Below are 13,977 nucleotides of genomic sequence, written 5' to 3' on the forward strand. Positions count from 1 at the left end.
GTTCTTCCAGGCTAATAGCCCGCCGGCCGACAGGCGCTCAGCTGCGCTGCTGGTAGCGGCGTTCGGCGTAGGCGATGTCGTCTCGCCACAACCGATTGGCGGTGCGGCGCATCAGGGGTCGTATCAGCGGTGCGAAATTACGCGCCGCGTGAAATCCAGGGCGGTGCGACGAAGCGACGACCGCCTCGATCACCGCGACGCGGGGACGGCCATCCGGCCCCGGACCGATTGGGGTGGCGTGTGTTTCGACGACGCTGCCGAATCCTTCGCCTTCCACGATGCGCATCAGGATCGTACGTGCATCAGGGCAGGTGAATTCCGCGATGGTTGGCACCCCGAACCGTCCCAACCGGAAGGTGACCGACACGAGAAACCGGTCGTCGGCTGCCGTCGGAGTGGTAAGGACCTCCAGCTGGGTGAACGAGTGCGGGTGGAACCAGGCGCCGTGCCACGGGTCGAGTCGGTTGGCGATGATGTCGTCCGGTTCGCACATCCCCACCACGCGGGTGACCGCGGCCAGGGCATCGCCGGTGGGCCGATCCGCGATCACGGGTTCGTCCAACGGTGTCTCGCCGCCGACGCGATCGAGTCGTACCCACGCCAGCACACCGTCGTCGAAACTGGGCAGGGGAGCCCAGCCCATCGTGCAAGTGTCGCCGTCTAGCGATAGTCCGTGCCATCGGCAGAACAGAACGCCGTCGGCGATGGTGCCCGTGGCAAGATCCGCGCCCAGGTGCGGGCAGGCTCCGGGGCCGACCTTGAGTCGGCCCTGGCGGTCGCGCCAGGCGACCAGCTCGACGCCGGCGACCGAAGATCCGAGCGGGCGGCGATTGCGCACATCGCGGCTCGCGGCGAACGCATACCAGTTTCCGGTCGGGCGGCGTCGCGCCCGGCTGAGTGCACTGGCAATGATGCCCGACTTGGCCGCTGCGAAGGTTGGTTGCTGTCGTGTCCACGGGATACGCGGAATCACCTGCAGTGGCCAGTCTTTCGGCCACCGGTCACGCAACTGGTCGCCGACGCTCATGACCGCTCTCGTCGTTGACGTTCGGCCAGAGACCGCAGCAGCTTAGACCGGCCGCGGGTGGGAACGGTGGACAGCTCGTGGCCGGCAAGACCCCACTGGGCCAGCAGGTGGTTGGCGGCGGTCCAGCCGGTGGTGGCCGCACGTTCCATCAACGCCACCGGCAGGTCGACCCGAACGGAGTCGCCGGCCAACTTAAGTCCGGGCTGCGGGGTCGCAACCGTAGGACGGCGTAAATAGGTTCCCGGTGTGAACAGCGGGCAGTCGCTGCGCTGCAGTACCTGTTCGTGCACTACCCGCGCAGACGCGGTTTCCGGATACAGCCGTTTCAGCTGCGCGACGGCGTGATCGCTCGATTGCGCTAAATCCACGGCGTAGGAATGTAATTCGACCACCGAACCACCGGTGGACACCGACCAGGCGGCGGCCTGGCGCTCGTACCGGTCCAGCACGCTGATATTGTCCAGCGGCGGATGGCCCGCGGTGCCCAGGAATGCGGGCCGCTGTGATTTGACCGGCCGGTCGAGCCAGAGCCGGTGTACGACAAACGGAGGTGCGGTGCGCAATCCTGCTATCTGCGCACGCCACTGCTCGCTGCCCAGGCCGTCGGATTCGCCGACGATGCTCTGCAGCCCATTCACGTCGACCGCGAGCACCACCGCGTCAGCGTCGGTGATCTCGCCTGAATCATCGAAGATGCGAAAGCGTTTGGCGCTGCCGGTGTCGACTTGCCGAACCCGGGTGCCGAGTCGGAACTCGACGTCCAGTTCACTCAGGTAGTCGCGCAGCGGGTTCCACAGGCCGTCGAAATTCGAGTTTGCGACATCGAAGATCAGGCCCTCGCTGGATCCCAGGAAGTAGATGTGGAACATCGTCGCCAACTCGCCGGCGGACAACTGTGACGGCTCGGCGAAGAAGCTGCGGGAGAACACTTCGAACGCCAGGTGGCGCGCCGAATGGGGGAAATTGATGCTCTTCAGGAAAGTTTCGGCGTCGATGTGATCCAGCTGGTGATAAATGTCGGGGACCGATACCGCGGCCAGGGGCGCGGCTGCCCGGGCATCGATGCGCGCCAGGTCGGCCAGTCGGAAAGTCGGGCTGCGCAACGCGAACGCCAGCGCGTTCCACGGTGGTATGCGGGGCAGGCCGCGGAAGCTGTCGCGTCGGCCCGCGCCGTCGACCAACGGATAGTCGCGCACCGGCGTCAGCATTTTAAGCTGCGGGTCGACACGGCGCAGCAGCGCGCGCAGATTGTAGTACTGGCGGAAGAACGCGTGGAAGCCGCGGTTCATCGCGAGTTCGGCGCCATCATGATGCTCGGTCCAGCCGCCAACTCGTCCCCCGAGGTAGTGCTCGCTCTCCACAACCGCGACGGCGACCCCGCGCTCGGCGAGGCCGGTGGCGGCGGCCAGGCCGGCGATGCCGGCTCCCACCACCACCGCACGCGGCCGCCACGACAGCGCACCGGCATCGGCGTAGCCGGGCGAAGCCGGATGGATCTGGCGGTGCCGGTCGGTCATCGCGGGTCCTCTCCGTTGGGAGCCTTTCCGACGAAGGTGTGGACGATGTTCTTCTCCCACCCTGGCACCGTTTCGCTGTGCACCGCAACGTATCCGGCTTCGGACATCCGGCGCCGGAACGCGGCGGCGCCGTCGAAGGCCAGCACGCTGCGCCACAGGTGCCGGTACAGGGTGCTGCTCCGGGTTCGCCACCAGCCGGCGGGGATGATGATGCCCCAGCAGACCGCGGTCCAGATTCGGGTGGCCGCACGCGAATCGCGCACCGAATACTCGTGCGCCACCAGCGTTCCGCCCGGGCGCAGGAGGTTGCGGAAAGCGCGCAGTTGGCGGTCGGGGTCGTCGAGGTTGCGCAGCAGGTAGGCGGCGAAGATGCCGTCGAAAGGTCCGGTGACCCCGTGTTCCTCCATTTCTTCGACGCGGGAGTTCACGAACCGCACCGACGACGGCCACGATTTCGCTTTGGCCGCATCCAGCATGCCACTGGCGGCGTCGACCGCGACGATCTGTGCCTGGGGGGCTGCCGCCAGCAGTGCGGCCGTCGACGCCCCGGTGCCGCAGCCGGCGTCCAGCAGTCGCAAACCCGAACCGTTGCGCGGCAAGCCCATCCGGCGCGCCGAAAGCCTCAGGTTTGTGTGATATCCAGGGTTGGCGCCGACCAGGCGATCGTAAGCTGGGGCGCCCACGTCAAAGGCTCCCGGCACTTCACTGCGAGACAGGCCGGCCCTATCCACGCTGGCGCTCCCAGAGCATGAGCACCGCGGTGACGAGCGCGAACCCGAACAGGAAATCCTCGACGGGGATGTCGAGCGGAAACCGCACACCGCTGGTCTGCCGTTCGTTGTAGATCACCACTGGTGCGCTCAGTTTGGTCAACCAGCCATCGACCGGTATCTGGAACCCCAGCACGATCGCCATCGACAACCAATAGGCGGGCTTACGAAACAGACCGGTGCGCAACAGCTTCCATTCCAGCACGCATACTCCCAACACCGACAGTACGGCGGGCAAGGTGTAGCCCAGGCCCGTCATTTGCGCTTGCCCCAATTCACGATCGTGGACACGGCGTTGTAGGTCAACAGTCCGCACAGCGGGATTACCAGGAAAAACAACACCTCCTCGATCGGGATGTTGGGCGGCACATCGAAACCGCTGATGTACTTGCCATCGTAGGTCCACACACCGGCCGCGATCGCCACCGCGTCCCACACCAAGAACACAACCGCCACCGGCAGCACCGCGCGCACCGTCCGGTGCAGTCGACGGTAGACGCCGTCGCCGAACAGTTCCAGCGGTGCCGTGATCAACAGACACAGCCCGAGCAGGATCAGGTACTGCCACCGGTCGCTCACGCTGCACGCGGCCTGCGTTGCTCGTGCGCACGGCGTGCGCGCCACGACCGGACCAGGGCGCTGCCGGCGACCTGGATCCGGCGAGCGGTCCCGACGGTGGCGCGATGGCTGAACACTGCAAAGTCGCTGTCTTCGATGCGATCCAGGATCTCCGAGTACAACGTCAACGCCGTCGCCACGCATGGGCGGGACCGTGGGTCCAGCATCGCGACGCCGTGGGAAGCGAATTGGTAGATTTGCCGGGTGGTTTCGTGCTGTGCTGCCAGCGCGGCGCGCACCTTGGGATCAGTGCGGCGATGAGTGTGGCACCACATCAGCAGCTGCCGATCAACGCCGTAGGCGGCCAATTCGTCGGCCGGCAAGTAGACGCGATCGCGCATCAGGTCCTCGTCGACATCCCGCAAGAAGTTGGTCAACTGGAAGGCGCGACCGAGTGCGGCGGCGTAAGGTTCCGCTTCGGCGACGTCGACGACCGTTCCGAGTATCGGAAGCATTTGCAGGCCAATAACTTCCGCCGAGCCTCTCATGTAGCCATCGAGGGCGGACCGATCAGCGTAGTCGGTGACGGTAAGGTCCATGCGCATGGAGGACAGGAAGTCCTCGAACAGCTCGCTGGGAATGTGGTAGCGGTTCACGGTGTGGTCCACCGCCGCCAGGATCGGTTCGTCTCGATGTTCACCGCCGGCGAAGAACCGCTCGGACAACCGCTGCAACCGGGCGGCCCGCGCGGCGGTATTGAGGTCTGCGTTGAACTCGTCGAGAATGTCGTCGGCGTGGCGGGCGAACGCGTACAGCGCGTGCACAGCCGGTCGCTGGTCCGGGGCGAGCAGCCGGGTGGCTAGGAAGTAGGTGCGGCCGTTGTCGGCCGCGATCTTGCGGCAGCGGCGGTACGCGGTGCGCAATCGCGGATCTTCGATGCCCGCGGCGTCCAGTTCATGTCCAATCACGGCATTTTCGCCTTCAGGTCCAACCGGGTCGCTGATTCGCGCGCCACCCCGGTGACGCGGTCGGCCGCCAGCCGCCCAGAGATCAGCGTGGTGGGCACCCCTACACCGGGGACGGTCGACGAACCCGCCAGTACCGCGTTGTCGATACCCCGCAACAAGTTTCCCGGTCGGAACGGTCCGGTCTGTGCGAAAGTGTGGGCCAGCGCGAACGGCGTTCCGGCCATCATGTTCTGGCGCGCCCAGTCAGCGGGAGTGTCGATGTGCAGTACACGCGCGTCGTCACGCAGGTTGGGCAGCAGTCGTTGCCGCACCATCTCCAGCATGGACTGCGCATACGGCGCAGTGGTGCTGGTCCAGTCGACCTGACGGCGAGACAGGTTGGGCGCCGGGGCCAGCACATAAAGCAGATCACGTCCTGCCGGTGCCAGGTCGGGGTCGCTGGCGGTCGGGCGCGTCACTAGCAGCGAGGGGTCGCGCATGAGACGGCCGTCGCGCACTATATCGCTGAATGTCTGCTCCCAGGCGTCGCCGAAAAGGATGGTGTGGTGCGCGGTTTGGGGCTGGTCGGCCGCGGCGGCCCCGCACCCCACGTGCACTACCACCGCCGACGGTGCGGCGCGATGTGGCAACAGCCGCCGCGGGCGACGTCCCAGCAACCGGTAAGTGTGCGGCAGTTCGGTGGTCAATACCACTGCGTCGCAGGCAATACGATCCCCATCGGCGGTGACGGCCGCGCTGACCCGCGTGCCGCTGCGCTCCAATTCGGTGACCGCCGAGTTGTAGCGGAACCGCACGCCGGCGTCCTGCGCGGCCGCGGCCAGCGCGTCGGGCAGCGCACGCATGCCGCCGCGCGGGAAATAGACGCCCGAAACGGTGTCCATATAGGCGATCACCGCGTACACCGCCAGTGCCTGTTGCGGCGACACCCCCGCGTACAGGGACTGGAAGGTAAATACTCGTCGCAACCGTTCGTCGGCGATGTGCCGCCTGACCATAGTGTCCCACTTGCGAAACCCACCGATCCCGGCAAGCCGGGCCAGCTGCGGGGTCAGCATGGACAGGGGTGAGTCGAAGTTCGACGCGATGAAACCGTCGAATTCGGTGCGGTACAAGCGGTGTAACCAGCTGCGCAGCGAGCGGTAGCCGTCGGCCTCCCGCGGTCCGGCGAAGTCGCGCACTGCGGTCGTCATCGCGTCGGCATCGGTGTGCACATCGATGCTGCTGCCATCGGCGAACTGCGCCCGGTAGGCCGGGTCGAGTGCATCCAATTTCAAACGCTGCGAGGTGTTTTCGCCGACCGCGGCAAACGCCTCGTCGATGATGTCCGGCATGGTGAGCACAGTCGGTCCGGTGTCGAGCAGGTAGCCGTCGATGTCGCGGCGACCCGCCCGCCCGCCGGGCCAGGGCTCGCGCTCTACCACGGTGACCGCCCGGCCCCGCCCGGCCAGGTGTAGCGCCGCGGAAAGGCCGGAGAAACCGGCGCCGACCACTACCACGTGGTCGGCGCGTCCGGAAACGGTGCGCATCTAGCTCATCTCCTGCCCGCTCATGCGGCGCGGCGGGTACACACGCCGGCCATGTCGGTCAGTGCCGACCGGATCAACGTGTCAACGCCGCTGCTGTCCAGCGCTTTGTGAGCAATCTCGACGCGGTTGTCGATCAACTCCTCGATCCACTGCACCGCGCCGGTACCCAGGATCAAGCTGCGCCAGCGGTCCAGCGCGGCGTCGTCAAGATCGTCGGCGTCGATCAGTTCACCGAAATCTTGCCGCGTCGCCCTATTGGCCATCTCATACGCGGCCACCACGACGCTGGTGGCTTTGCGTTCCAGTAGATCCCCGCCATTGGGCTTGCCTGTCGTTTCCGGCGACCCGAAGACACCGAGGATGTCGTCACGAAGCTGGAACGCTTCGCCGACGGCGGTACCGTATTCGCCAAGCCGGGAAAGTGCGCGTTCGTCGCAGCCGGCCATCGCCGCCCCGATCTCGAGCGGCCGGCGCACCGTGTAGTTGCCGGACTTCATTCGAGCCACCCCGAGCACCGACTGCATCGTCGGGAGATTGCGCAGATCCATTGTGAGATCCGCGAATTGGCCGACCGCAAGTTCGGTGCGCATGGCATCGTAGCGGGGCCAGGCCCGCTGCAGGTGGTGGCGTTCGAGGCCGGAGTTCCGCAGCATCTGCTCGGCCCAGATCAAGCACAGGTCGCCGAGCAGGGTGGCGGCAGATTCTCCGAAGCGGCGCGCAGACCCGGACATGCCCTGCTTACGATGCCACTCCGCCAACTGGACGTGGGCTGCCGGCTGCCCGCGTCGCGACGGCGAGTCGTCCATCACGTCGTCCTGGAGAAGCGCGAAAGCGTGCAGCAACTCCAAACTGGCGGTGGCCGACAGAGCGGCGCCGTTGGGTCTAGCACCGGCGAGCCAGCCCAGGTACATAAACGTGGACCGCAGACACTTACCGCCGCGGACGAACTCCAGCAAGACGTCGCCGGCCACGTCGACCCCACAGCCGCCCATTTCGTCCGCGCACCTGGCCGACACGAACTGCGCTACCTCGTCGAGAACGGCGCCACGCAGGCTCAGACGCCAGGAGTCGAACTGCTCGGGAATCGGCACGCGGCCTGCCGCCGGATGGACGGAACTGTCCAAGTTCGCCGACTGAAGTGTGCGCATGGCTCCCACGAGGTGCCCCCTCTCGGGGTCGGTCGGCAGCTGATCCGAACGGCTCAGACTCACGCGTTGGTACCCCCTCGAGGAACTATCAAACGCCGGCGTACCAGCGCGACACAAAGTGTGATTCAACAATTTAATCTTTAATTTAATGAATGAGTGTGCTGTGCGCCAGTCAGGGGTGCCGGAGGGGTAGCGCTGCTCACTTGTCGGTGGGCTTGAGTGCCTCGGGTTTGTGTATGGCGTCCCGGCCGGTCTTGTCGCTGCGGAGCTGGTACTGCGGTTCGTCCTGCGATGCGCGCACCTTACGTCCGGCGGCCTCGGTGTCGGAGGTGATCGCCCTCTGGACTTCTCCGTGCACGGTGTTCCCGTGGCTTTGCCACGTCACCTTGTCACCTTTGTGGAAGTCTTTGTCGCTCATAGTGGTTAAGCACTATCCGGCCCGAAGTCGGGTGGCCGCCAACGCGGTGTTCGATCGACTATTGGTTTGCTTGCTGGCGCTTTTCGGCGGCCTTGGCGCCCGCGCGGGCCGAATCGGCCGCCGCTTCCTTCTTGGCAGCCTCGCGTTGCGCGTCGGCTTTGTCCTGCTGCGCCTTGGCCTCCTCGGCGAGGCGCTCGTTGCCGGTGACCAAGCCTATGATCTGCTTGATCACGCCCTTGATGCCCTCGACAACCCCACTGACGAGTTCTAGCGGTTGGCTCTTTGCCATTTTCACCCTCCGACTGATTGCCCGGCGGGCCTTGCCGTCCGCCGTCCTGTTCAGCGCTGTTCCCGCTGCAGTCGATCAGCAAACCCGGGGAAATACCAGATCGGCGCAGCAGTCCGAAACAGCACAGCGCTGCACTGCGCAGCTGCAATCTTGGAGTGACCGATGTCTCACTGGCGGCAAATCGACTGGTTTGCCAGGCCGAACAGCGGGTAACAGCGTTGATTGTGGCAGTTGGAAAATCCTTGGGGCGGGTCCGTCGCGCCGAACGGACGGCGATGCGCCTGCAACGCCGGCTCTGGCTCACCCAACTGGGTTTCTGGTCTGTGGCAATTGTGACCGCGATGTCCATTTTGGTTGTGGCGGCTCGTATCTGGCGGCACCGATTGCAACAGGGCGGCTTATCTGAGAGCGGCTTGCAAAGCCCCCCGACGCCCTCCGCTACGGATCCGCAGGAGCCGGCGCCGCTGCGCCCGCTGCCGGAGGCCTAGCCGGAGCTGCGGCCCAGCAGGTGACACAGCGCATCGTCGAGGCGAGGCCAGCGAAAATTGTGCTCCGACTGGTTCAGTCGCGCGGGATCCACCCGCTGGCTGGCCAACGCCAACTCGCGAGCGCCCTGGTCGCCCAGCAACACCTTGGGCCCCGCTGCCGGTACTGGCAGCACCGTCGGCCGGCGCAACACCCGACCCAGAGCGCGGGTGTACTCGGCATTGCGAACCGGTTGGGGTGCAACAGCATTCACCGGGCCGCTCAACGCGGCATCCCATAAGCCGCGGTGGTAGACGTCGACGAGATCGTCGATGCCAATCCACGACAGCCATTGTTCGCCGTCGCCGAGCCGCCCGCCCAAGCCCGCGCTGAACAGTGGGCGCATCAGACGTAGCGTGCCGCCCAGTGGAGACTGCACGATGCCGGTGCGCACCAACGCCACTCGGGTCCCGGCCTGCTCGGCCGGAGCCGTCGCTTGCTCCCAGTCGGCGACGACGTCGGCCAGAAAGCCCTCGCCCCGTTCGCTGTTCTCGGTGAGAACCTCCTCGCCGCGGTCATAACCGTAGAACCCGATCGCCGACGCCGAGATCAGCACTCCCGGACCGTTGCGCGCCACCAGTTCGGCTAACTTGCGGGTGGGCCCGATTCGGCTGTCGCGGATAGCTTTGCGATGCTTGTCGGTGAATCGGCCGGCAATCGACGCACCCGCCAAGTGGATGACCGCATCGACGCCGTCGAGCAGGTTGGGGTCGGGGTCCTCAGGGTTCCACCGGCGCTGGTCCGGGCCGCGGGGCGTGCCGCGGATAAACCGGACCACCCGATGACCGCCGGTACTCAGGAACGCGCTCAACGCGCTGCCCACCAACCCCGAGGACCCTGTGACCGCAACCGTAGCCGGGCGTAGGCCGTGCTCGGCCGCGCGTGTGTGCGCTGCCAGGTCGTCGGCCAACTGGCGGTGCCGGTAGGCGAACATGGATCGCAACGCGAAGCCTGGCAACGGCGTGTCGACCCGGTCGGTGACCAGCGTCGCGTTGTCATCCACGTCGGCGAATTCGTGGGTGTGGCGCCAGCGCCCGATCAACCGTGGTGGCAGCGAAGCGGGCCCGTCGCTAGCCAGCACGTCGACGAAACGCCTTGGCGGATCGTAGGAATCGGCCTGGTGCTGGGCGATCCAGCGGATGCCACCCGGCAAACGCAGGGTGGCCCGGCCGTCCTTGAGGGATTGAGCCTCGGCGACCAGCCGCATCGGCGACCACGGCGGCGAAAGCCGGGCGAACGCGCCCGGCCGGCTGTGCCAAGCGAATACCTCGTCGCGCGGCGCGTTGATTACGGTCGAATAAGTCAGCCCCATCTCACGACGCTACCGGCGGGGCGGCCGTAGCGCAGGTCAGCGGTCTGGCAGGGCGTGTTCGACAATGGGCAGCCGGGGCTGTGGCTGTCGCTCGCCGCGTTTGGCGGCCAAGTACACCTGCGCCGTCTCGTCGGCCACCGTCTGCCAGTCGAAGTCCGAGGTGAGCCGGTCCCGAGCCGCGCGGGCGCGTCGCTGGGCGGCGGCCGGATCGTCGAGCACCGTGCGCACCGCCTGCGCCAGCGCGGCAACATCGCGGGGGGGACACGAAACCCCGGTGACACCGTCGATCACCGCCTCGCCCAGACCGCCCGTGTTGGAGGTGACCAGGGGAATGCCGGCGGCGGCGGCCTCAAGTGCCGCCAGGCCGAACGGCTCGTAGTGGCTGGGCAGCACCGCCGCATCGGCCCGATGCAGCGCGGCCAGCAACTCGTCGTGGTGAAGATGGCCGACGAAGCGGGTTGCCTTGAGCACCTTGTGCTTTCGTGCCTGGCCGGCCAGGAACTCCTGCTGGGTTCCGTCGCCGGCAACCGTCAGCGTGGTGCCGGGGTGGATACGTCTGACCCGGGCCAGCGCCGCGATGGCATCGTGCACACCTTTCTCGTACTCGAGGCGCCCGACGTAGAGTAGCTCGGCCGGGCCGGTGCGGGGGCGGCGCGGTGCGAACGGCCAGCGAGCTGCGTCGATACCATTGCGGATCACCGTGGTTTCAGCCAGGCCGGGACCGAACAACTCGGTGATCTCGTCGCGCATAGACGCCGAACACGTGATGAGCGAATCGGATTCACGAACCAGCCACGACTCGACCGCATGCACCTGACGGCTGATGGCCCCGCTGACCCAACCGGAATGACGGCCGGCTTCAGTGGCGTGAATCGTGGAAATCAATGGCACATCATAGAATTGGGCCAATGCGATGGCCGGGTGGGCGACCAACCAATCGTGTGCGTGCACTACGTCGGGGCGCCAAGGCTGGTCACTGTTGGGCCGCTTGAGCGATAGTCCAGCCCGGACCATGGAGTGACCCATCGCCAGCGTCCACGCCATCATGTCAGTGCCGAAGGTGAACTCGTGCGGATCGTGGGCCGCCGCGATTACCCGTACCCCTTCGGCGATCTCGTCCGAGCATGGGTGGGTGCTGGGATCGGTGCCGGTCGGTCGGCGGGACAGCACGACGACATCGTGGCCGGCCGCGGCCAACGCGGTGGACAGATGGTGCACGTGCCGGCCCAGGCCCCCGATCACTACCGGTGGGTACTCCCACGAGACCATCAGGATCTTCATGTGCCGCTCACCGGGGCAGCCTCCGCGCGTCCAGCGCGCCGAACAGTCCGTCGGCCCGCGTCCACCCCTCGGCCAGCCGCTCGGCAGCATCGCGCCGGCCCGACGCCAGCGCCCCGGCGATTTCCCGGGTGGCGTGGGCATGTAGGTGAGCGCGGTAGCGGGCGTAATCCGCGGCGGAATCCTTGCTGACCATGAACGGCCAGTCACTAGACACCGTCAGCAGCGTCTCGCGCAGGATCTGATCGGCGACATTGTCGCGCGGGGTCGGGCCGTCCAGCGACGCGGTCTGCGCCAGCGCCTTGTCCACGGTGCTCAGCGCGGTGTCGACCACCTCGGCGTTGAGCTGGACCAGATCGGCCACCTGCTCGCCGTTCCACACCTGCCAGTCCTTGCCGGAACCCCAAGAGCTGGCGGGCAATTCGACTCTGCTGCCGACAAAGCCATCGTCGAGTGCGTCGCGTAACGTGCCCACCCGAACGCCGGACTCTGGCAGGGCGCGCAACGTCCGCGCCAGCCAGGTGGGGCCCTCGTACCACCAGTGGCCGAACAACTCGGTGTCGAAAGCCGCGATGACGTGCGCCGGACGGCCGATCCGCTCGGACTCCGACAGCAGCCGGTTGCGCACCACGTCCACGAAGTCGGCGACGTGCACGTCGATCGCGCGATCGGCGCGCACGGGATCGTAGGGCGCCTTGTCCTCCGAGGACACGCCGCGCCCGGTGACTCGCGCCGGCTTGAGACCGGTGAGATGGTCGTAGGTGTGGAAGTCGCGGTAGGCCGCGTGGCCGGGATAGCCCGACTTTGGTGACCACACCCGGTAACTGACCTGCAGGTCGCGACCGAAAGCGACCACGTCGGTCTCGCCGACGGGCCGGCCCAATGCGGTGTCCCCGTGCAGCGAAGGGCCGTCGACCATGAAGTGGGAGACGCTGGCAGCCCTGTACTCGGTTTCCAGGCCTGGGGCGTAGGCGCATTCGGGCGCCCAGATACCGGTCGGCCCGCTGCGCCGGCCCAGTCGCAGCCGCGCGTCGGCCAGGCCTTCGCGCAGGGCGAACTCGCGCAACCGCGGCGCGAGCAGCGGCTGGAACGGATGGGCCAGCGGACCGCCGAGCAGCTCCACCGTGCCGGCGTCGATCAGCCCACGCAGCAGCGGACTGCCGCCGTGTCGCCACAGTGTGGCGAAGTCTCTGAGCGCCTGTTCGGCTTCCGCAGCTTCGCGAGTACCGAAGGCGCGCAACGCTTCTGGCGTGCACGACTGATATCCGGCCGATTTGGAACGCGGAATGGAGCGCACGCTGGCAGCCTCGGCGGCGCGCAGCCCCCAATTGGCCAGCCAGTGGTACATGCCCTCCAGGCAGTACGGGTCGTCGAGCTGGGCGTTGACCACCGGCGTCATGCCCAGCGTGAGCAGCCCCTGGCGCCCCTCGGCGGCCAGCTCGTGCAGGACCCGGAAAAGGGGCAGATAGGCCGCCGACCATGACTGGTACAGCCACTCCTCGCCGACCGGCCAGCGGCCGTGATGAGCCAGCCAGGGCAGATGGGTGTGCAGCACCAGGGTGAACATGCCGGGTACCCGGTCGGTCGTCGTTATCACCCGCGCACCGCGATCGCGACAAGATCCAGGCTGGCATCGATGTCACGGACACCGCGCTCGACTAGGTCGAAATCGGACGTGGTCACCGCGGCCACGTCCGCCACCAGCTGGGGGGACCACGGCGCGTCGGCCACTGCTCGCGCAATCTGCGCGTCGATGATCGAGCCGCCGTGCCGCGCGTCCATTTCCAGCAGCCGCGGCCCGTGGAACAAACCATTCATCGACACGTCGCGAAAACCGCTGTCGACCAGCAGCTCGGCGAGCTCGTCAGCGTTGAGCTCGCGGGTGTGGAATGGGTTGATCGGGGTGTCGCGACCGGGGGAGAAGGTGATCCGGTTGGGTGTGGAGATCATCAGCAGACCGCAGGGGCGCAGCACCCGTGCGCACTCCCGAACAAACTGGCCCTGATCCCACAAATGCTCGATGACCTGGAAGTTGACCACCACGTCAACCGACGCGTCCGGCAGCGGCAGCTCAGCCAAATTGCCCTGCAGGACTTCGACCCGCGGGTAGCGGCTGCGGACGTGGGCCACGGCGGACTCGTCGTAGTCCACCGCCACCACCCGGTTTGCCACGCCGGCGATCAGGTCGGCGCCGTAACCTTCGCCACACCCGGCCTCCAGCACATCGCGGCCCGCGCAGCGCGGCGCCAGTCGCTCGTAGACAACCTCATGGCGGCGGAACCAGTAGTTCTCGATGTCCAGGCCAGGGATGGTGCGCTCACCGGTCAGGGTCAACACCGAGTCGACCGCCCCGCCGTCGGCGGAGGCAGCTATCCGGGTGGACCCGTCGGGGACGAATGCGCTCATTGCTAAGGCAGGCTAATGCCTGGCACCGGATTCGCGAACCGCACCGTGGATCAACCGGTAGCCCGGGCGGACGAACACGGTGTCGGCAAGGAGCCCCGGCCCACTAGTGAAGCGGGGAGGAGGTGGGCAGATGGGCAAATGCGACCCGCTATGGTGAGGAGGCAAACCGCACGAAGTTACCGCTTAGTAACATGCGCTGTGCGGTTGCGTTAATGCGTGACCGAGGTCCTGCAGC

General features: G+C 66.9%; 15 protein-coding genes. 1 reads left to right on the top strand and 14 read right to left on the bottom strand.

The features are described 5' to 3' along the window. Positions 1-37: 37 nt before the first annotated feature. The 10 genes from H0P51_RS09160 to mbp1 form a co-directional block, all read right to left on the bottom strand. Positions 38-1,027, bottom strand: coding sequence for a Rieske (2Fe-2S) protein (locus tag H0P51_RS09160; protein WP_180917618.1), 990 nt, complete (start codon positions 1,025-1,027; stop codon positions 38-40). Continuing rightward, a complete protein-coding gene (locus tag H0P51_RS09165) occupies positions 1,024-2,544 on the bottom strand; it encodes an FAD-dependent oxidoreductase (protein ID WP_180917619.1) in 1,521 nt (506 codons plus the stop codon). The genes H0P51_RS09160 and H0P51_RS09165 overlap by 4 nt, the downstream gene beginning before the upstream one ends. Next, positions 2,541-3,275, bottom strand: coding sequence for a class I SAM-dependent methyltransferase (locus tag H0P51_RS09170; RefSeq protein ID WP_180917620.1), 735 nt, complete (start codon positions 3,273-3,275; stop codon positions 2,541-2,543). The genes H0P51_RS09165 and H0P51_RS09170 overlap by 4 nt, the downstream gene beginning before the upstream one ends. Then, on the bottom strand, positions 3,268-3,573 hold the full coding sequence (locus H0P51_RS09175; protein WP_180918847.1) for a lycopene cyclase domain-containing protein: 306 nt from the start codon (positions 3,571-3,573) through the stop codon (positions 3,268-3,270). The genes H0P51_RS09170 and H0P51_RS09175 overlap by 8 nt, the downstream gene beginning before the upstream one ends. After that, a complete protein-coding gene (locus tag H0P51_RS09180; RefSeq protein WP_180917621.1) occupies positions 3,570-3,893 on the bottom strand; it encodes a lycopene cyclase domain-containing protein in 324 nt (107 codons plus the stop codon). The genes H0P51_RS09175 and H0P51_RS09180 overlap by 4 nt, the downstream gene beginning before the upstream one ends. After that, positions 3,890-4,840, bottom strand: a complete 951-nt coding sequence (locus H0P51_RS09185) for a phytoene/squalene synthase family protein (protein WP_180917622.1) — start codon at positions 4,838-4,840, stop codon at positions 3,890-3,892. Before H0P51_RS09185 ends, H0P51_RS09180 begins: the two co-directional genes overlap by 4 nt. Continuing rightward, the gene (gene crtI, locus H0P51_RS09190) at positions 4,837-6,366 is read right to left on the bottom strand and encodes a phytoene desaturase family protein (protein WP_180917623.1); all 1,530 of its coding nucleotides are present in this window, start codon (positions 6,364-6,366) and stop codon (positions 4,837-4,839) included. The genes H0P51_RS09185 and crtI overlap by 4 nt, the downstream gene beginning before the upstream one ends. A 20-nt stretch (positions 6,367-6,386) precedes the next feature. Further along, positions 6,387-7,514: a polyprenyl synthetase family protein gene (locus H0P51_RS09195; RefSeq protein WP_180917624.1), complete on the bottom strand. Its 1,128-nt coding sequence runs from the start codon at positions 7,512-7,514 to the stop codon at positions 6,387-6,389. Between the two features lie 199 nt (positions 7,515-7,713). Then, a complete protein-coding gene (locus H0P51_RS09200) occupies positions 7,714-7,932 on the bottom strand; it encodes a hypervirulence associated TUDOR domain-containing protein (protein WP_180917625.1) in 219 nt (72 codons plus the stop codon). Positions 7,933-7,990: 58 nt separating this feature from the next. Further along, the gene (gene mbp1, locus H0P51_RS09205; RefSeq protein WP_180917626.1) at positions 7,991-8,221 is read right to left on the bottom strand and encodes a microaggregate-binding protein 1; all 231 of its coding nucleotides are present in this window, start codon (positions 8,219-8,221) and stop codon (positions 7,991-7,993) included. Between the two features lie 155 nt (positions 8,222-8,376). Between mbp1 and H0P51_RS09210 the strand changes: the two genes are divergently transcribed. After that, positions 8,377-8,709 carry a hypothetical protein gene (locus tag H0P51_RS09210; RefSeq protein WP_180917627.1) on the top strand — a complete coding sequence of 111 codons (333 nt, stop codon included), beginning with the start codon at positions 8,377-8,379 and terminating at the stop codon, positions 8,707-8,709. On the opposite strand, the gene H0P51_RS09215 is transcribed toward H0P51_RS09210, so the two are convergent. Genes H0P51_RS09215 through H0P51_RS09230 form a run of 4 tightly spaced genes read right to left on the bottom strand, consistent with a single transcriptional unit; the run spans position 8,706 to position 13,742 of the window. After that, the gene (locus H0P51_RS09215) at positions 8,706-10,058 is read right to left on the bottom strand and encodes a TIGR01777 family oxidoreductase (protein WP_180917628.1); all 1,353 of its coding nucleotides are present in this window, start codon (positions 10,056-10,058) and stop codon (positions 8,706-8,708) included. The genes H0P51_RS09210 and H0P51_RS09215 overlap by 4 nt on opposite strands. 36 nt (positions 10,059-10,094) lie before the next feature. Continuing rightward, positions 10,095-11,339: a glycosyltransferase family 4 protein gene (locus H0P51_RS09220; protein ID WP_180917629.1), complete on the bottom strand. Its 1,245-nt coding sequence runs from the start codon at positions 11,337-11,339 to the stop codon at positions 10,095-10,097. Positions 11,340-11,346: 7 nt separating this feature from the next. Then, positions 11,347-12,903, bottom strand: coding sequence for a 1,4-alpha-glucan branching protein domain-containing protein (locus H0P51_RS09225; protein ID WP_180918848.1), 1,557 nt, complete (start codon positions 12,901-12,903; stop codon positions 11,347-11,349). A 26-nt stretch (positions 12,904-12,929) separates the two neighbouring features. Next, positions 12,930-13,742, bottom strand: coding sequence for a class I SAM-dependent methyltransferase (locus H0P51_RS09230; RefSeq protein WP_180917630.1), 813 nt, complete (start codon positions 13,740-13,742; stop codon positions 12,930-12,932). Between the last annotated feature and the right edge of the window lie 235 nt (positions 13,743-13,977).

The sequence above is a fragment of the Mycobacterium vicinigordonae genome, assembly GCF_013466425.1.
Taxonomy (GTDB): Bacteria; Actinomycetota; Actinomycetes; order Mycobacteriales; family Mycobacteriaceae; genus Mycobacterium; species Mycobacterium vicinigordonae.